The organism is Cryobacterium sp. SO1 (assembly GCF_004210215.2).
GTDB lineage: Bacteria > Actinomycetota > Actinomycetes > Actinomycetales > Microbacteriaceae > Cryobacterium.
The window spans coordinates 1992166-2009819 of sequence record NZ_CP067394.1 but is presented as its reverse complement, the minus strand read 5'-3'; the positions used below and the strand labels follow the sequence as shown (position 1 = coordinate 2009819).

Genomic DNA, 17654 nt, shown 5'->3' with positions numbered 1-17654 from the left:
GTGGCCGACCGGGTTCAGCCGCGCAGGCCCAGAATGGGCAGCACCTGGCTGAGGTCGGTCGTGCCGATCACCAGGTCGGCCGTGCGACGCACGATGGGCTTGGCGTTGAAGGCCACTCCCAGACCGGCGATGCGCATCATGGTGAGGTCGTTGGCCCCGTCACCGACCGCCACCGTGGAGCACAGGTCCACGCCGTCCAGCGCCGCCCATTCGGTCAGGGCGGCGGCCTTGGCCGTCGCGTCGATGATCGGTCCGGCCAGCCTGCCGGTGAGGTGCCCCTCCTCGACCTCGAGCCGGTTGGCCCGCCAGTGATCGAGGCCCCAGGCCGCGGCCAGGGGGTCGAGGAGCTCGTGGAAGCCGCCGGAGACGACGCCGATGCTGCTGCCGCCGGCGTGCAGCCCGGCGATCAGGTCGTGCACGCCGGGAGTCGGGCGGATCAGGGCGCCCACCTCGGCAAAGACGTCGGTGGGCAATCCGGCCAGAGTGGCGACCCGCTGCCGCAGGCTCTCGGCGAAGTCGAGCTCGCCCCGCATGGCGCGGTCGGTCACCTCGGCCACCAGGGCGAGGGAACCGGCCGCGTCAGCGAGTAGCTCGATGACCTCGTTCTCGATGAGGGTGGAGTCGGCATCCAGGACGACGAGGAATCGGGCTGCAGGAATCACGGGTGGACGTGCACGCCCTTGCCGACCACCGTGATGCCGGATTCGGTGACGCTGAATCCACGGGCAAGGTCGCGATCGCGGTCCACACCGACGGCGGCGCCCTCCGCGACGATGACGTCCTTGTCGAGGATGGCACGGTGAACAACGGCGCCCGGACGGATCTGCACCCGGTCGAACACGATCGAGTCCACCACATGGGCGCCGGAGTCGATGACGGCCCACGGCCCGACAACGCTGCGCTCGAGATGAGCGCCGGAGATGACACAGCCCAGCGACACAATGGAGTCGATGGCACTGCCGAGGGCGCCCTTGCCATCACGCACGAACTTGGCCGGCGGCGAGTTCAACTGCTGGCTGAAGATCGGCCAGCTCTGGTTGTACAGGTTGAACACCGGCAGTGCCGAGATGAGGTCCTGATGCGCTTCGAAGAACGAATCGATCGTTCCCACGTCGCGCCAGTAGTACCGGTCCCGGTCGGTCGAGCCGGGCACGTCGTTGCGCTGCAGGTCATACACTCCGGCTTCACCGCGAGAGACGAAGTCTGGCACGATATCACCGCCCATGTCGTGACTGGAATCGGTGCGTTCGCCGTCGCGGCGCACGGCCTCGATGAGCGCGTCGGCGTTGAACACGTAGTTGCCCATCGAGGCGAAGACCTCGTGCGGTGCGTCGGCGAGACCGATCGCGTCCTTGGGCTTCTCCCGGAAATCGCTGATCCGGTCCGGAGTGGCGGCATCCACTTCGATGACACCGAACTGGTCGGCCAGGGCGATCGGCTGACGGATGGCGGCGACGGTGGCCTGGGCACCCGAATCGATGTGAGCCTGGATCATCTGGCTGAAGTCCATGCGGTAGACGTGGTCGGCTCCGACCACGACAACGATGTCGGGTTTCTCGTCGTGGATCAGGTTCAGGCTCTGCAGGATGGCGTCAGCCGAACCGCTGAACCAACGCTTGCCCAGCCGCTGCTGGGCGGGAACCGAGGCGATATACGAGTTGAAGAGCCCACCCGAGACATGCCAGGTCTGGGAGACGTGGCGATCCAGGCTGTGGGATTTGTACTGGGTCAGTACGACGATCTGGGTGACACCGGAATTGATCAAATTCGACAATGCGAAGTCGATCAGACGGTAATGCCCTCCAAACGGCACTGCCGGCTTGGCGCGGTCTTCGGTCAACGGCATCAGCCGTTTTCCCTCGCCGCCTGCGAGAACGATTCCAAAGATCTTCTTGGCCTTCATAAGTTCAGAGTAGGGCTATCCGGGGGCTTGGGCCAGCGCGCGGGGGTGTGTCCGGGGTTCAGCCTGCGCTAGCTTTACTGCATGCGCGTCGATCTGCTCACCAAGGAATACCCGCCCGAAATCTACGGAGGGGCCGGTGTCCATGTTGCTGAGCTGGTGAAGTCGCTCCGCACCGACATCGACGTCACGGTGCGTTGCTTCGGCGCTCCTCGTTCGGAGGCGGATACCTTCGCCTACGGCGTTCCGGCCGAGCTCGCCGACGCGAACGCTACCTTGACCACTCTCGGCGTCGACCTGCAGATGGCCCAGGATGTGCAGGGCGCCGATGTTGTGCACTCGCACACCTGGTACGCCAACGGGGCCGGCCACATCGCGAAGCTGCTGCACGGTGTGCCGCACGTGGTCACGGCGCACAGCCTCGAACCGCTGCGGCCCTGGAAGGCCGAGCAGCTCGGTGGCGGGTACCGCGTCTCGAGCTGGATCGAGAAGACCGCTTTCGAAGCGGCGGATGCCGTCATCGCCGTCAGTGGCGGCATGCGCGCCGACATCCTGCGCAGCTACCCGGCGCTGGACGCCTCCCGGGTGCACGTTGTCTACAACGGCATCGACCTGGACCGGTGGAAGCCGACGACCGACGACGACGTCGTTCGCGCTCTGGGCATCGATCCGGACCGGCCGTCCGTCGTGTTCGTCGGGCGGATCACCCGGCAGAAGGGTCTGCCCTACCTGCTCCGGGCTGCGGCCCTGCTGCCGCCGGAGGTGCAGCTCGTGCTCTGCGCCGGCGCCCCCGACACTCCAGGCATCCTGGCCGAAGTCACCGAGCTGGTCGAAGCGCTGCAGCGGCAACGTTCCGGCGTGGTGTGGATCGACAGGCTGCTGCCGCAGCGCGAACTGTCGGCCGTGCTCACGGCGGGGACCGTCTTCGTCTGCCCGTCGGTCTACGAACCGTTGGGAATCGTCAACCTCGAGGCCATGGCCTGCGGCCTGCCCGTCGTCGGCACCGCCACCGGCGGGATCCCCGAGGTGGTGGCCGATGGCGTGACGGGACGGTTGGTGCCCATCGAGCAGCTCAGCGACGGCACCGGCACCCCGACCGACCCGGCGGTGTTCGTGGCGGACCTGGCCAGGACCCTCACCGAGGTGCTGGCCGACCCCGCCCTGGCGGCCGAGATGGGCCGCGCCGGCCGTGTGCGTGCGGAAGAAATGTTCAGCTGGGGTCAGATCGCCGCGAGTACCCGGGAGATTTACGCCTCGCTGCTCTAGCGTGACCGGGGGCCCGGGCGGCGCCCGATAACATGGCTGTATGGTCAACGTTCTTCAATTCACCGGAGTTTCCGTCGTCCGGGGTGGCACAACCATCCTCGACTCAGTGGATTGGAGCGTCGACGGCGATCAGCGCTGGGTCATCCTGGGCCCCAACGGCGCGGGCAAGACCACCACGCTCCAGATCGCGGCCGCGCTCATCCACCCGTCCAAGGGAACGGCCGAGGTCCTCGAAGAGCCGCTCGGCGGCAGCGACCTCTTCGAACTGCGCCCGCGGATCGGTTTCGCCTCCACGGCCATGGCCCGTCGAGTGCCGGCAGGCGAAACCGTTCTGAACGTGGTGATGACCGCGGCCTACTCGGTCACCGGCCGGTGGAACGAAGAGTACGAGGAGATCGACGAGCGCCGCGCGCAGCGCGTCCTCGGCGAGTGGAAGCTCGACCACCTCGCCGACCGTAAGTTCGGCACCCTGAGCGACGGCGAGCAGAAGCGGGTACAGATCGCCAGGTCGATCATGACCGACCCGGAGATCCTCCTGCTCGACGAGCCGGCGGCCAGCCTCGACCTCGGCGCCAGGGAAGAACTGCTTCGCCTGCTCAGCGGCTACGCCAGCGAGCCCAACTCCCCGGCCATCATCATGGTCACCCACCACGTGGAGGAGATCCCGCGCGGCTTCACCCATGTCCTGCTGCTCGCCGGCGGCAAGGTCGTCAGTGCCGGCCCGCTCGCCGAGGCGCTCACCGCCGACACCCTGACCGAGGCGTTCGGGCTCCCGATCGACCTGACCGAGACCGACGGCCGGTACACGGCCCGCGCAATCTGACCGATCGAGAGTGCTGGCCACCCCCGGCCCCAAGATTCTGCTAAACTCACTAGCTGGTCCTCAAGACCGGAACACTTTTCTGCCGCAACCGGCGAGCCAGAACCCACCCACCGAAACGCACCAAGGAAGTCTCCATGAAGTCTGACATTCACCCCACATACGCTCCCGTGGTTTTCCGCGACCTCGCGTCGGGTGCGACGTTCCTTACCCGTTCGACGGTCTCCAGCTCGAAGACCATCGAGTGGGAAGACGGCACCACGTACCCGGTCATCGACGTGGAAATTTCCTCCGAGTCGCACCCGTTCTACACGGGCAAGCAGCGCATCATGGACTCCGCCGGACGCGTGGAGAAGTTCAACTCGCGCTACAAGGGCTTCGGCAAGTAACCACGACGCCTCACCTTCGAGGGCGACCTGCTTCGGCAGGTCGCCCTTTTTTCGCGCCTATCGCCGGATCCGGTGGCCGTACGATCCCAACCCGCCGCACGTGACCGGTCGCGAGCAGCAGCGGAGCTCAGCAGCCTACGGCGTCCGCACCGCTCGTACTGCTGACCTGGCGCACAGGCTGCCACACCTGAGGTCGGCGGTGGTTGTCGGTCACAGGGCACTCGCACAGCGTGGATTCAGACAGGCGTCCCCCACAACCCTCATCTTCCGAAAAAAGTTCTTTCGAGTGCTGTCGATCCGTCGGTGCGTCTGCGTCATGATTGCGTGAGACGGAGTACATCGGCTTCTTTCACATCCGACACAAGGAGATGGCCATGGAATACATGATCTTGATCAACATTGATGAAACGATTCAGACGCCGGAGTACGGAGAGCCTGGGTTCGAGGAATTCATGGGCCCCTGGATGGCATACAACCAGAAGCTCATCGACGGTGGGCACTGGGTTAGCGGAGCGAACCTGCAGCCGACCACGACCGCGACCACCGTGCGCCGCACTGCTGGAACGCCCGACGCCGTAGTCGATGGTCCCTACGTTGAGACCAAGGAGCAGTTTGGCGGCTACTACCTGATCGCGGCCGGAAATCTCGACGAGGCGATCGAGCTTGCCAAGCAGATGCCCGTCTCGGCGGGATCGTTTGAGATTCGGCCAGTTGCCTTCCGTCCGGACGCTGGGTGACAGGATGGGCGAGGTGGCCATCGTCCAACTCGCCCGCGAGGAGAGCGGTCGTGTGATCGCTCTCCTCGCGCACCGCTTCGGTGACCTCGACCTGGCAGACGAGTCAGTTCAGGATGCCCTGCTCGAAGCCCTCGAGGTGTGGCCGGTTCGCGGCATCCCGTCGAACCCACCCGCTTGGCTTTACACTGTCGCGCGCAACAAGGCCATCGATCGTCTGCGTCGCGCGGCCAGTGCGAAACGCCGGCTTCGCGAGGCTGCGCACGAGCTTGTCGCCGAGCCAGGGGAGGAGGAACCCGACATGATCGTTGAACATTCATACGTCGGAGACGAGCAGCTCCGGCTGCTGCTGCTGTGTTGCCATCCTGCCCTCGACCGCAATGCCCAGGTCGCGTTGACGTTGCGGCTCGTCGGAGGCCTGACCACGGCCGAGATCGCTGCCGCCTTCCTGGTGTCAGAGGCAACGCTTGCGCAGCGGATCGTTCGCGCGAAACGCAAGATTCGGGATGCGGGTATCCCGTTGAGCATCCCCGCCAACCTTGACGAGCGAGTCGACGCGCTTTTGGATGTGCTCTACCTCATCTTCAATGAGGGCTACCTGTCGCGGGGCGCCGGCGAATCGGCGATCCGGCTGGATCTCGTGGAGTGCGCGGTGCGGCTCACCGAACAGGCTGTGGAATTGCTCCCCGACAGCGTGGAGGTGCTCGGGTTGCTCGCGGTGGAGCTGTTCGCTCAATCACGGGTCGATACGAGAGTCGATCGTGACGGCGACCTCATACTGCTCGACCGACAGGATCGTACGCGGTGGGATTCGCAACTCATCACGGAGGCAAACCGTGTGCTGGCGTCAGCCCTCGCTGCGATGAGACCAGGGCCCTTCCAGGTGCAAGCGATGATCGCAGCGCATCATGGCAACGCTCGCACATCCGCAGACACTGACTGGGCTGCGATCGCGACACTGTATGCGCAGTTGTCAGCGATGACAGGCTCGCCGGTTGTCGAGGTCAACCGCGCCGTTGCCGTCGCCATGGCCGACGGCCCAGGCGCTGGTCTCGACGTGCTGAATGCAGCGCGCGGGCTCGACGACTACTATCTCTGGCATGCCACACGCGGCGAGCTGCTGCTTCGAAGCCTCGACTTCGGCGGGGCGCTCGAATCCTTTCGCCGCGCGCGCCGTCTGGCCGCGAACCCCGCCGAGCAAAGGCACCTGGACAGGCGCGTCGCGGAAGTCGTTCGAGGTGAATGTGATTCCTCACACTAGAGGTGCACCTGGCGAAAACAACTGCGGTAGAAATCACCCCTACCGAGCAGAACCGACAGACTGGTCTCATGACGACGGTTGCGGACCGAAAGGGACGAGTCGACCACGCCGCAAAGGTGCCGCGCTGGGCGCTGTGGGTTGCTCACGCCGTTCCCCTCTGCGTGCTGCCCTCGGAAGTTTGGCGTCTCGCAATGAGCATTGGCATCCCCGTTGGCTTCAGCGACGCCGTGCTGCGCGAGGACTATGATTTGCCTGGCTGGGGAGCCGTCTACACGATCGGCCTCGCTGTGGCCCTCGAGTGTCTGGCTCTGCTCACTCTGGGCCTCGTCTACCCCTGGGGGAGGTCGTCCCCCGGTGGATTCCCTTCATCGGTGGCAAGTCCGTGCCGCGAACGGCGGCGGTCATCCCAGCCGGAATCGGCGCCACTCTGATCACCATGATTACCTTCAGCCAGCTCGCGATCTGGGACACGGTCGACAGCATCAGCCTTCCCCTGATGGGACCGTCCTACGCCCCGATTCTCGCCTGGGGGCCGCTTCTCGCCGTGGTCACCGTCGCCTACTTCATTCGCCGCGGCAAAGCCGCACCTCCAATCGCTTAGCGAATGGACGTGGGCCGGCTCGCGCCCGTGGGCCGACTCGCGCCCGTTGGCCGGACCGCGACCAGGAATTTCCGTACCGACCCTACTCAGACCACGAGCAGCATCAGCCGCAATGCAGCCAATAGAAGCTCTGCGCGCCCAGGGTGAGGGTGAGACCGCCTTCCTCGTCGAAAGACGGGAAGACGCCGCCGCCGAAGATGTCGTACAACCGGGTCCCGGCCAGGTCGGGCTCCTCAATCCGGAACGCGACGGGATTGTGCGCAAAACTGAACACACACAGCACGGTCTCCGGCTGATCGCCGAAGCTCGAACCCGAACCGGCGTAGGCCCTGGTGAACGCCAGGATGGACTCGTGGTCGGTGCTCAACACGCGCAGGGTGCCGAACCCGAAGGTGGGATGGCCTTTGCGCACGTGGATGACGTTCCGGATCCAGTGCAGCAGCGAACCGGACTGCGCGAGGTGGGACTCGACATTGGTTTGGGCGAAGTTGTAGACCAGCGACTGCACAACGGGCAGGTACAGTTTGCCCGGGTCTGCGGCGGAGAATCCGCCGTTGCGGTCCGGTGTCCACTGCATGGGGGTGCGGGAACTGTCCCGATCGGGTAGCCAGATGTTGTCGCCCATCCCGATCTCGTCGCCGTAGTACAGGAACGGACTGCCCGGCAGCGAGAACAGCAGGGCGTGCGCGAGCTCGAGCTCGGAGCGGGAGTTGTCCAACAGCGGTGCCAGGCGACGGCGGATGCCGATATTGGCGCGCATCCGCGGGTCGTACGCATACCACCCGTACATGGCCTGCCGGTATTCTTCGCTGACCATCTCCAGGGTGAGTTCGTCGTGGTTGCGCAGAAAAACAGCCCATCCGGCGCCTTCGGGGATGTCCGTCGTTTCCGACAGCACCCGAACGAGTTCACCGGCGCGCTGGGACCGCAGCGAATAGAAGATCCTCGGCATCACCGGGAAGTCGAAGGCCATGTGGCACTCCGGTTCCTCCTCGGTGCCGAAAAAGGCGGCAACCTCCCGAGGCCACTGGTTGGCCTCGGCGATCATAATGCGCCCCGGATAGTCCCGGTCCACCACCGCGCGGAGCCGTTTGATGAACTCGTGGGTCGGCGGCTCACCCTCGCCGTTGCCGTCATCGGATTCGTACAGGTAGGGGATCGCGTCCAGCCTGAACCCGTCAACACCCAGGTCCAGCCAGAAGCGCACCACACCGAGGATCTCCTCGTGCACGGCTGGATTGTCGTAGTTGAGGTCGGGCTGGTGGGAGAAGAACCGGTGGAAGTAGAACTTGCGCCGGACCGAGTCGAACGCCCAGTTCGACTCCTCGGTGTCGGTGAAGATGATCCGGATGTCGGGGTATTTGTTGTCGTCGTCACTCCACACGTAGAAGTCGCCGAACGGCCCGCTCGGCTGACGCCTCGACTGCTGGAACCACGGATGCTGGTCGGAGGTGTGGTTCAGCGGCAGATCGATGATGATGCGCATATTGCGCTCGTGCGCCTTCGTGACGAGCTCCTTGAACTCTTCGAGCGTGCCGAATTCGGGCAGGATCGCGCGGTAGTCGGACACGTCGTAGCCGCCGTCGCGCAGCGGGGACGTGAAGAACGGCGGGATCCAGAGCGCGTCGATGCCCAGCCACTGGAGGTAGTCGAGTTTGGAGATCAGCCCGGACAGGTCACCGGCGCCGTCCGCGTTGCTGTCGACGAAGCTGCGCACCATCACCTCGTAGAACACCGCGCGGCGATACCAGCGGGGATCCAGGGTCAGCCCGGGCAGCTGAATGGGTGCGGTGAAGCTCACGGCGTTCCTTCCGCTGACGCTGACGCGGATCTGGATGGTGCAGATGTGAGAGAGTCTAGGTCGATCCGCACGGGTTGGGTCCAGCTCCGTCAGTATCGCCCGCCTAAACTGGAAGCGATGATCGTTCCCTCGCCATACGCCGACCTGCTCACCCTCATGGATGCGCGTGCCCACACCCTCGCGGTGTCCGGCAGCGACACCCGGTACTGGGAGTATGGCGACCCGGACTCACCGACCACCGTCGTGATGGTGCACGGGTTCCGCGGCGACCACCACGGCCTCGAGGCCGTCGTCTCGCAGCTGCGGGGCCTGCGGATCATCTCTCCGGACCTGCCCGGTTTCGGCGAATCTGCCGCGTTCGCGGCTGGGCCGCACTCCATCGACGCCTACGCTGCCTGGCTGGCCGAGTTCCTGCGCCTGCTGGCGCTGCCCGGCCGACTGGTGGTCCTCGGACACTCGTTCGGTTCGATCGTGGTCTCGGCGGCCGCCGCGTCGCCGGACGGCCTGCCGGCCCAGGACCTGGTGCTGGTGAACCCGATCGCAGCCCCGGCCCTGTCCGGGCCCCGCGGCCTGCTGACCCGTCTCGCCGTGTTCTATTACTGGCTGGCGTCCAAGCTGCCGGAGCGGCTCGGTTTCGGCCTGCTCCGCAACCGGGCCATCGTGCGGGTGATGAGCATCACGATGGCCAAGACCCGAAACCGGCAGCGGCGGCGCTGGATCCACAACCAGCACGACCGGTACTTCTCCGCGTTCGCGGACCGCACCGTGGTGCTCGAGGCCTTCCGGGCGTCCGTGGGGCACGACGTCAGCGAATACGCCACGGACATCAACATCCGCACCCTCTTGATCGCCGCCGAGAAGGACGACATCACCCCGCTCGACGCCCAGGTTCGGCTGCGCGCACAGTTTCCGGAAGCCCAGCTGCACGTCCTGCCCGGGGTCGGCCACCTCATCCACTACGAGGTACCCGAAAACGCGGCGAGGGAACTGCGCCGTTTCCTGGAGCCGGTCGTCCCGGCCGGAGAGGCGTCGTGACCACCGCCGAACGGCCCCTGCGCATAGTCTTCGACTGCCGCTACACCCGGATCGACCGCCACGACGGCATCAGCCGCTACACCGCCGGACTGGTCACCGAACTGGGCCGGTTGCATCCGGTGACGATGCTGATCAGCGACCACCGGCAACTGGCCATGCTGCCCGCTTTGCCCTGGCAGCTGGTGCGGTCGCCCACCAGCCCGCTCGAACCGCTGGTCGCCCTGACAGTGAACCGGCTGGCCCCCGACATCGTGTTCAGCCCGATGCAGACCATGGGTTCCTGGGGTAGGAAGTACCGCCTGGTACTGACGGTGCACGACCTCATCTACTACCGCAACCGCACGCCGCCGCGGGAGTTCTCCGCCGGCATCCGTCTGCTCTGGCGTCTCTATCACCTCTCCTGGGGACCGCAGCGGCTGCTGCTGAACCGGTCGGACGGCGTCGTCACGGTGTCGGAGACCACCGGTGCGCTGATCAATCGCCACCGGCTCACCCGACGACCGGTGTCCGTGGTGCCCAACGCCGCCGATTCCGTCGCCGGAGCGGCAGAGACTCACGACCGGGCCGGACCGGCCACGAAGACCCTGGTATACATGGGCTCGTTCATGCCGTACAAGAACGTGGACACTCTCGTACGCGCCGCGGCGGCCCTGCCCAGCTACTCGCTGCACCTGCTCAGCAGGGTCGGCGCCGGCGAACGCGCCCGGCTGTCCGCCCTCGCCCCGCAGGCGAGCCTGGTCTTCCACGACGGCGTCAGCGATGAGGAATACGTCTCACTGCTGGCCAACGCCACGGCGCTGGTCACCACGTCCCTCGACGAGGGCTTCGGCATTCCCCTGGTCGAGGCGATGAGCCTGGGTATTCCGGTGGTCGTGAGCGATATCCCCATTTTTCGGGAGATCGGTGGCGACGCGGCGAGCTATGTGCCTCCGCGCGACCCGGATGCGGTGGCGGCCGCGGTGCTCAGCCTGGAGGCTCCGGGGGAGTGGACACGGCGCTCCCGGCTCTCGGTCGGTCAAGCCGGACGCTTCACCTGGGCCGAATCGGCCGCTCGACTGCTGCGGGTGTTGCAGGGCACCGCGGCGGCTGCCCGTCGTGGCTGATGGCGGAACTGAGCGCGGTCAGCGCGCCGTTACGACGCTCTCCAGCTGAAGACGACCGCCCTGCCAGAGGAACTCGTGGATCGAGCCGTTCGGGATGAGTTCACCCGTGGCCGGTCGCTCACCGGCCGTGGTGTAGCGCAAGAGGGTGCCGATCACGCCGCCGTGGCAGACCACGACGACCTCCTGGCCCGGGAAGTCCAGGGCGATCCGTTCCAGGGCCGGCAGCACTCTGTCGAGCACGGACTGCCGGCTCTCCAGGCCCGGAACCGATGAACCGTCCGGGAACCGCGCCTGCCGCTCAGTGAAGGTCAACCCCTCGATGTGACCGTGGTGCCGCTCGGTCAGTTCCGGCACGACGAGCGGTGCCGGGTGGTCCAGTTCACCCGCGATGATCCGGGCGCTCTCGTGCGCCCGCAGCAGCGGGCTGGTCACGATGGCGTCCCAGCGGGAACGGCTCAGCCGCAGCCCGGTCTCGGCTGCCTGGGCGCGGCCGGTGGAATTCAGCGGGATGTCGGTGCTGCCCTGGATGCGTTTTTCCAGGTTCCAATCCGTCTGGCCGTGCCGGACGATCGCGAGCTTGGTGATCACAACGCTGCCTTCTGCTGGTCGGGTACTGCTGCTGCACTGGTACTGCTGCCGCACTGGAACTGCCTGCTGGCACACTACCGACCGGTGAGGCGGGTCACCAACCCGGCAAACGACTCGGACGTGCCAGCCTCCAGTTTAACCAGCGCCCGCCCGTCACCCTTGGTCGTCCCGCGGTTGATCACCACGATGGGCAGCTTGCGGCGCCGGGCCAGTTCGAGCAACCGGATGCCGGAATTGACCGCCAGGGACGAGCCCGCCACGATCAGGGCATCGGCTGCCCGCACGAGCGCCGCCGCCGCGGTGAACTTCCCGGTCGGCACCAACTCACCGAAGAACACCACATTGGGCTTGAGCAGGCCGCCGCAGACCGAGCAGTCCGGCACGACGAAATCATCGATGTCGACCACGATGGCATCGCCGTCCGGTGCGATCTCGACCTGGTCGGGGTTCGCCAGCACCGGATTGTGCGCCTCCAGGCGGGCGGCGATACTGTCCCGGCCGAAGGCCTGCCCGCAAGAGAGGCAGACCACGAGGTCCATCGACCCGTGCAGGTCGACGACATGGCGTGACCCTGCCCGGGTGTGCAGGCCGTCCACGTTCTGGGTGACGATACCGCTGACGAGTCCGGCCGATTCCAGGGACACCAGCGAACGGTGACCCAGGTTGGGTTCGGCCGCCCTGAACCGGTGCCAGCCCAGGTGGCTCCCGGCCCAGTAGCGTTTGCGGGCGCGTTCGTCCGAGAGGAAGGTCTGGAATGTCATGGGCACACGCACCGGGGCACCAGCGCCGCGGTAGTCGGGAATCCCGGAGTCGGTGCTCACCCCGGCACCGGTGAGGACCGCGGTGCGCCGGCCGCGCAGGATGGCGGCCACTTTGTCGAGGGCCTCGTCGGCAGCCGCCGACGTCGTCAGGACAGTCTCGGCCGTCATGGTGCTCCATCCTCGTCCCGTCGCCGCCGGCCCGGCCCCGAGGGAGCCGGCGCGGCGATGATGTCCTCTGAGTCTAAACTGGTGAGTTTTCGGCTGTGTTGCGGTTCGAGGTTCCCGCGCGGGCAGCTGTGCACCAGACACCTCTCAGAAAGGCGGCGGCCTCCGTGCAGATCGTCCCGATTACCGACCTTGACGCCCCCGGCCTGGCCGACTACTCCCGGCTGACCGACGTAGCCCTGCGCCGGGTCTCCGAGCCGGCCAACGGCCTCTACATCGCCGAGTCGGCCAAGGTGATCGGCCGCGCCCTGGCCGCCGGGCACCGTCCCCGTTCGGTTCTCGTGCAGGAACAGTGGTTGCCGGACGCCCAGCACCTGCTGGCGGACTGGCCGGACGTTCCGATCTACGTGGGTTCGGCGGTGCTGCTCGAGCAGCTCACCGGGTACAACCTGCACCGTGGCGCGATGGCGGCCATGCACAGGCCTGACCTGGCCTCGGTGGCCGACATCATTCGCGGTGCGCGGCGCATCGTGATCCTGGAGGACATCGTCGACCACACCAACGTCGGGGCGATCTTCAGATCGGTGGCCGGGCTCGGCGCGGACGCCGTACTGATCACTCCGCGCTGCGCCGACCCGTTGTACCGCCGTAGTGTCAGGGTGAGCATGGGAACCGTGCTGCAGGTGCCCTGGACCCGGCTGCCGGAGTGGGGCGAGGCCGCACCGGTTCTCAAGGAGAACGGCTTCCATCTGGCTGCCCTGGCCCTGGCCGACGATGCCGTCTCCCTGGATGCCTTCGCGGTCGATCCGCCGGACCGGGTGGCCCTGATCCTCGGCACCGAGGGCGACGGCCTGAGCCGCCATGCCCTGGCCGTGGCTGACAGCGTCGTGACCATCCCGATGATGCACGGCGTGGACTCCCTGAACGTGGCATCGGCCAGCGCCGTCGCCCTGTACGCGCTACGCGCCTAGCTGATTCACAGGGCGCGCGGCGGCCCTGCGAGCGGGTTACGGCGGCCCTGGTTAGAATCATCGAATGTCACTCTCCCGACGCCAGGTCTACCGCCGTCGGCGCATCGCATTCTTCGGCGTGCTCGCCGTGGCGCTCGCGTTTGTCGCCTATCTCACCAGCACGGGCCTTGCCCCGGTCTCCAGCACGGCCGCGGCGCTGACCGAGCCGCCGGCCCTCACGCAGGCGGCCGCGCTGCCCGCCTGGCCGGATCAGGGCGCCGGCGCCATCGGTGCTGTCGGGTTCGACGGCGTTCTGGCGTCCAGCGGCGAGCAGGGGTCAGTGCCCATCGCCAGCATCACCAAGATGGTCACCGCTCTGGTGATCCTGGAGAGCAAGCCGTTGACCGGCGACGACCCGGGGCCGGACATCGAGTTCACCGACGCCGACGTCGACATCTACTACGACGCGATCGCGGAGAACGGGTCGGTGGCACCGGTCGTGTCCGGCATGGTGCTCAGCCAGCGTGAGGCGTTCGAGACGATGCTGATCCCGTCGGCAAACAACTACAGCGTGTCCCTGGCCGTGTGGGCGTTCGGCTCGGTGGATGCGTACCTCGCCGCGGCGGCGGACTTCCTCGCCGCCAACGCTCTGACAGGTACCACCGTCGCCGACAGCAGCGGACTCTCCGCCCAGAGCGTGAGCAGCCCGGCAGACCTGGTGGCCATCGGCAAGCTGGTGATGGCCGATCCCGTCCTTGCGGCCATCGTGGCCATGCCCACCGCCGAGATACCGACCGTCGGCACCGTCACCAACACGAACAAACTGCTCGGAGTCGACGGCGTCGAGGGCATCAAGACGGGCACCACCGATGAGGCCGGCGCCTGCCTGCTCTTCGCGGTTGATGTGCCCGTCGGCGACTCGTCGGTCACCCTCGTGGGAGTTGTGCTCGGCGGGGACACCCACAGCGAGCTGAACGAGAGCATCCTCGGCCTGATCGGCAGCGTGCAGCCCGGTTTCCGCACGGTGACCCTGGTGGAGGCCGGGACGCCGTTCGGCACCTACACGACGCCCTGGGGCCAGTCAGGGCAGGCCGTCGCCGAGACCTCGGCGTCCACCGTGGTCTGGTCAGACACCCCGATCACCAGCACCGTGGACGTTGCGGCCGTGACGCTGGCGGAGAAGGGCGACTCCGTCGGTAGTCTGGACGTGACCGTCGGTACGGAAACGGTCACGGTTCCCCTGGTGCTTGATCAGACCCTGACCGATCCGGGCCCGTTTTGGCGTTGGACGCACCCGGGCGAGGTCTAACCCTCGAACCCCCGGGTCAGGCCGGATGGTCGAGCCTGGTCACCGGGTCCGCGGCGGGACGTTTGGGCAGGACGTGGTCCCCTGACGACTGGTGGCGCACCCGGCGCAGTACCCAGGGCACCAGGTACTCCCTGGCCCAGGCGAGGTCTTCGGTGCGAGCCTGACGCCAGGTGACGCCGGGCATCGGTTCCGGCAGCTGCGGTTCCAGCGGGTTGGGCACGTTGAGCACGTCCAGCACCATCCGCGCCACGGTGTGGTGGCCGAGCGGGTTCAGGTGCAGGCGGTCCGGAGCCCACATCCGGGAATCCTGAATCTCGGTCAACGACCACATGTCCGCCACGATCGCGTCGTGGGCAGCGGCGATGGCGCGGAGGTTCTCGTTGTAGATGGCGACCTTGCCCCGCAGCCCCCGCAGCACGGGGGAGAAACGCACATCGGTGCCGGTGAACAGCACCACGGTGGCGCCCTCCGAGCCCAGCAGAGTGACCGCTTGCTCCAGCCGCCCGGCGATGGCATCCGGGTCGCTGCCGGGCCGCAGCACGTCGTTGCCGCCCGCCGAGATCGTGACAAGGTCGGGATGCAGGGCGAGCGCCTGACCCACCTGCTCGACCAAGATCTGGTTCATCAATTTGCCCCGAACCGCGAGATTGCCGTAGGCGAAGTCGTCGGAGCCGAGGCTGAGCATCTCGGCGACCCGGTCGGCCCAGCCGCGGTTGCCGCCGGGGCTGGACGACTCCGGGTCGCCGACACCCTCCGTGAAGGAGTCGCCGACGGCGACGTAGCGGGACCACGGATGTTGCTGCTTCGTCATGATTTCATTCTGCCCCGTCGGGCAGATGTCGGTGGGTGTTGGTAAGTTCTTATGAAGTGACTACTCCACCTGACTTCGGATCCGCTTTCCGGGAACCCTCGCACCGGGAGACCACTGCATCTGGATCTGGCGCACCAGAATCGGCTGGACCCGGATCGGCTGAACCCGGATCGTTCCCAGTCGCCTCGTTCCCAGCCGCCTCGTTCCCAGCCGCCTCGTTCCTGGCCGAGACCGTCGACACCCCGCCCGTGTTCGGGCCGGACCGCGGGCCCGCCGGCACCAGCGCTGCCGAACACCTCTCGCCGTCCTTCCCCGAGCGAGCAGCCTGGGGAACGGCCAGCAAGCTGCGGGCCTGGCAGGCCGAGGCCCTCGAGGCCTACTTCCAGCATCAGCCCCGAGACTTCCTCGCCGCCGCAACGCCGGGCGCCGGCAAGACCACCTTCGCGTTGCGCCTGGCCGCAGAACTGCGCGCGCGCCGGGTGATCGACCGGATCACCGTCGTCGCCCCCACCGAGCACCTCAAACGGCAGTGGGCCGATGCGGCCGCCCGGGCCGGAATCCGGCTCGACCCCGGCTTCAAGAACGCGCACGGCCGCTACGGCAGCCACTTCCACGGCATCGCCGTCACCTACGCGCAGGTCGCCACCCGTGCCGCGCTGCACCGCGAGCTCACACAGGCCAGCCGCACCCTGGTGATCCTGGACGAGGTGCACCACGGCGGTGACGCGCTGAGCTGGGGCGACGCCATCCGCGAGGCCTTCGACCCCGCCACGCGCCGGCTCTCGCTGACCGGAACGCCGTTCCGTTCCGACACGTCACCGATCCCGTTCGTGACCTATCTGCCCGACAAGCACGGCATCCGGCTGTCGCAGAGCGACTACAACTACGGCTACGGCCGCGCCCTGGAGGACGGCGTCGTGCGCCCGGTCATGTTCATGGTCTACGCCGGGCACATGAAATGGCGCACCAGGGCCGGCGACGAGATGGAAGCCAAGCTCGGCGAGGGCAACACCAAGGACATCACCTCGCAGGCCTGGCGCACGGCGCTCGAACCCAGCGGCCAGTGGATCCCCGCGGTCCTGCGGGCGGCGGACGCCCGCCTGACCGAGGTCAGGCACGGTATTCCGGATGCCGGCGGCCTGGTCATCGCCACCGACCAGACCACAGCCCGGGCGTACGCGGCGATCCTCGAGGAAATCTCCGGCGAGCCGGCGACGGTGGTGCTCTCCGACGAGAAGGAGTCCAGCGACCGGATCGACGAGTTCTCGCACAACACCAAGAGGTGGATGGTCGCAGTGCGGATGGTGTCGGAGGGGGTGGACGTGCCCCGCCTCGCCGTCGGCGTCTACGCCACGAGCGCGTCAACGCCGCTCTTCTTCGCGCAGGCCATCGGCCGGTTCGTGCGCGCTCGTCGCCGCGGCGAGACGGCGTCGATCTTCCTGCCCAACGTTCCCGGGCTGCTGAGCTTGGCCAACGCCATGGAGCTGGAACGCGATCACGCCCTCGACCGCAGCAACCGCGACGACGGCGACGACGGCATGTACAACCCGGAGGACGCCATGGTGGCGGCCGCGAACAAGACCGAGAAGGCCTCGGACGACCTCGGTGAGGAATTCACCTGGCAGGCGTTGGACTCGCAGGCCACCTTCGACATGGTGATGTTCAACGGCGACGAGTACGGCGAACTCGCCGAACCCGGCACCGACGAGGAGTTCGACTTCATCGGCATCCCCGGGTTGCTCGAACCGGAGCAAGTCTCGGAGCTGCTGCGCCAACGCCAACAGCGGCAGTCCAAGCGCGGCTCTGAGCGGCGCACCGCGGCCGCCGCGGTCGAGGGTGCACCGCCGGAGCCGATCCCGCTCTACCGCACGCTCAAAGAGCAGCGCACACTGCTGGGCAGTCTCGTGGGCATGTGGTCCAAGTTGTCGGGGGAGCCGCACGCCATGGTGCACGCCGAACTACGGAGGCTGTGCGGCGGCCCCGCGGTCGCCCAGGCCAGCGTCACCCAGATTCAGAAGCGCATCGATCTGCTCCGGCAACGCCTCGGCCGCAGCTGAGTCTCCTCAGGGCGGTCGCAGCGCGGTCGCAGCTTCGGCGGCGTAATCCGCCGGAAACCCAGCCGTGATGCAGTTGATGCAGGGACGACTGTCGCTGTCGAAG

At 67.1% G+C, this 17654-nt stretch carries 17 protein-coding genes; 11 read left to right on the top strand and 6 right to left on the bottom strand.

What is annotated here, in order from left to right; all coding sequences use genetic code 11:
• Nucleotides 1–14: 14 nt before the first annotated feature.
• Nucleotides 15–659 carry a phosphoserine phosphatase SerB gene (gene serB / locus BJQ95_RS09455; protein ID WP_130177547.1) on the bottom strand — a complete coding sequence of 215 codons (645 nt, stop codon included), beginning with the start codon at nt 657–659 and terminating at the stop codon, nt 15–17.
• Entirely contained in the window at nt 659–1903 is a 1245-nt protein-coding gene (locus tag BJQ95_RS09450; RefSeq protein WP_130177470.1) for a glucose-1-phosphate adenylyltransferase, read from the bottom strand. Before BJQ95_RS09450 ends, serB begins: the two co-directional genes overlap by 1 nt.
• Nucleotides 1904–1984: 81 nt before the next feature.
• Here BJQ95_RS09450 and glgA point away from each other — a divergent pair, with 81 nt between their 5' ends.
• From glgA to BJQ95_RS09420, 6 genes are all read left to right on the top strand, one after another.
• Nucleotides 1985–3166 carry a glycogen synthase gene (gene glgA / locus BJQ95_RS09445; protein ID WP_130177471.1) on the top strand — a complete coding sequence of 394 codons (1182 nt, stop codon included), beginning with the start codon at nt 1985–1987 and terminating at the stop codon, nt 3164–3166.
• A 40-nt stretch (nt 3167–3206) separates the two neighbouring features.
• Nucleotides 3207–3989, top strand: a complete 783-nt coding sequence (locus BJQ95_RS09440; protein ID WP_130177472.1) for an ABC transporter ATP-binding protein — start codon at nt 3207–3209, stop codon at nt 3987–3989.
• A gap of 134 nt (nt 3990–4123) precedes the next feature.
• Nucleotides 4124–4375, top strand: coding sequence for a type B 50S ribosomal protein L31 (locus BJQ95_RS09435; protein WP_066595443.1), 252 nt, complete (start codon nt 4124–4126; stop codon nt 4373–4375).
• Nucleotides 4376–4749: 374 nt separating this feature from the next.
• Nucleotides 4750–5112 carry a YciI family protein gene (locus BJQ95_RS09430; RefSeq protein ID WP_130177473.1) on the top strand — a complete coding sequence of 121 codons (363 nt, stop codon included), beginning with the start codon at nt 4750–4752 and terminating at the stop codon, nt 5110–5112.
• Nucleotides 5113–5125: 13 nt separating this feature from the next.
• Entirely contained in the window at nt 5126–6370 is a 1245-nt protein-coding gene (locus BJQ95_RS09425; protein WP_240694706.1) for an RNA polymerase sigma factor, read from the top strand.
• A gap of 436 nt (nt 6371–6806) precedes the next feature.
• A complete protein-coding gene (locus tag BJQ95_RS09420; RefSeq protein WP_256041601.1) occupies nt 6807–6971 on the top strand; it encodes a hypothetical protein in 165 nt (54 codons plus the stop codon).
• Nucleotides 6972–7074: 103 nt separating this feature from the next.
• On the opposite strand, the gene treS is transcribed toward BJQ95_RS09420, so the two are convergent.
• Complete coding sequence (treS, locus tag BJQ95_RS09415) at nt 7075–8772, bottom strand: maltose alpha-D-glucosyltransferase (RefSeq protein WP_130177476.1); 1698 nt, start codon at nt 8770–8772, stop codon at nt 7075–7077.
• 117 nt (nt 8773–8889) lie between these two features.
• Between treS and BJQ95_RS09410 the strand changes: the two genes are divergently transcribed.
• Both BJQ95_RS09410 and BJQ95_RS09405 read left to right on the top strand, forming a co-directional pair.
• Complete coding sequence (locus BJQ95_RS09410; RefSeq protein WP_130177477.1) at nt 8890–9807, top strand: alpha/beta fold hydrolase; 918 nt, start codon at nt 8890–8892, stop codon at nt 9805–9807.
• Between the two features lie 17 nt (nt 9808–9824).
• Complete coding sequence (locus BJQ95_RS09405) at nt 9825–10910, top strand: glycosyltransferase family 1 protein (protein WP_130177548.1); 1086 nt, start codon at nt 9825–9827, stop codon at nt 10908–10910.
• A gap of 18 nt (nt 10911–10928) precedes the next feature.
• On the opposite strand, the gene BJQ95_RS09400 is transcribed toward BJQ95_RS09405, so the two are convergent.
• Both BJQ95_RS09400 and BJQ95_RS09395 read right to left on the bottom strand, forming a co-directional pair.
• Nucleotides 10929–11498, bottom strand: coding sequence for a histidine phosphatase family protein (locus tag BJQ95_RS09400; RefSeq protein WP_240694707.1), 570 nt, complete (start codon nt 11496–11498; stop codon nt 10929–10931).
• Between the two features lie 74 nt (nt 11499–11572).
• Nucleotides 11573–12427 (bottom strand): Sir2 family NAD-dependent protein deacetylase, encoded by an 855-nt coding sequence (locus BJQ95_RS09395; protein ID WP_130177478.1) that lies wholly within the window; start codon nt 12425–12427, stop codon nt 11573–11575.
• A 164-nt stretch (nt 12428–12591) separates the two neighbouring features.
• On the opposite strand from BJQ95_RS09395, the gene BJQ95_RS09390 reads away from it, so the two are divergent.
• Both BJQ95_RS09390 and BJQ95_RS09385 read left to right on the top strand, forming a co-directional pair.
• A complete protein-coding gene (locus BJQ95_RS09390) occupies nt 12592–13395 on the top strand; it encodes an RNA methyltransferase (RefSeq protein WP_130177479.1) in 804 nt (267 codons plus the stop codon).
• A 64-nt stretch (nt 13396–13459) separates the two neighbouring features.
• On the top strand, nt 13460–14683 hold the full coding sequence (locus BJQ95_RS09385) for a D-alanyl-D-alanine carboxypeptidase family protein (protein WP_130177480.1): 1224 nt from the start codon (nt 13460–13462) through the stop codon (nt 14681–14683).
• A gap of 16 nt (nt 14684–14699) precedes the next feature.
• On the opposite strand, the gene BJQ95_RS09380 is transcribed toward BJQ95_RS09385, so the two are convergent.
• Nucleotides 14700–15494, bottom strand: coding sequence for an SGNH/GDSL hydrolase family protein (locus BJQ95_RS09380; RefSeq protein ID WP_130177481.1), 795 nt, complete (start codon nt 15492–15494; stop codon nt 14700–14702).
• 248 nt (nt 15495–15742) lie between these two features.
• Between BJQ95_RS09380 and BJQ95_RS09375 the strand changes: the two genes are divergently transcribed.
• The gene (locus BJQ95_RS09375) at nt 15743–17551 is read left to right on the top strand and encodes a DEAD/DEAH box helicase (RefSeq protein WP_130177482.1); all 1809 of its coding nucleotides are present in this window, start codon (nt 15743–15745) and stop codon (nt 17549–17551) included.
• Nucleotides 17552–17654: the final 103 nt, after the last annotated feature.

Coding starts and splice junctions, on each gene's coding strand:
- BJQ95_RS09450 (WP_130177470.1), bottom strand. CDS start 1,903: ATGAAGGCCAAGAAGATCTTTGGAATCGTTCTCGCAGGCGGCGAGGGA.
- glgA (WP_130177471.1), top strand. CDS start 1,985: ATGCGCGTCGATCTGCTCACCAAGGAATACCCGCCCGAAATCTACGGA.
- BJQ95_RS09440 (WP_130177472.1), top strand. CDS start 3,207: ATGGTCAACGTTCTTCAATTCACCGGAGTTTCCGTCGTCCGGGGTGGC.
- BJQ95_RS09435 (WP_066595443.1), top strand. CDS start 4,124: ATGAAGTCTGACATTCACCCCACATACGCTCCCGTGGTTTTCCGCGAC.
- BJQ95_RS09430 (WP_130177473.1), top strand. CDS start 4,750: ATGGAATACATGATCTTGATCAACATTGATGAAACGATTCAGACGCCG.
- BJQ95_RS09420 (WP_256041601.1), top strand. CDS start 6,807: ATGATTACCTTCAGCCAGCTCGCGATCTGGGACACGGTCGACAGCATC.
- BJQ95_RS09410 (WP_130177477.1), top strand. CDS start 8,890: ATGATCGTTCCCTCGCCATACGCCGACCTGCTCACCCTCATGGATGCG.
- BJQ95_RS09395 (WP_130177478.1), bottom strand. CDS start 12,427: ATGACGGCCGAGACTGTCCTGACGACGTCGGCGGCTGCCGACGAGGCC.
- BJQ95_RS09385 (WP_130177480.1), top strand. CDS start 13,460: ATGTCACTCTCCCGACGCCAGGTCTACCGCCGTCGGCGCATCGCATTC.
- BJQ95_RS09380 (WP_130177481.1), bottom strand. CDS start 15,494: ATGACGAAGCAGCAACATCCGTGGTCCCGCTACGTCGCCGTCGGCGAC.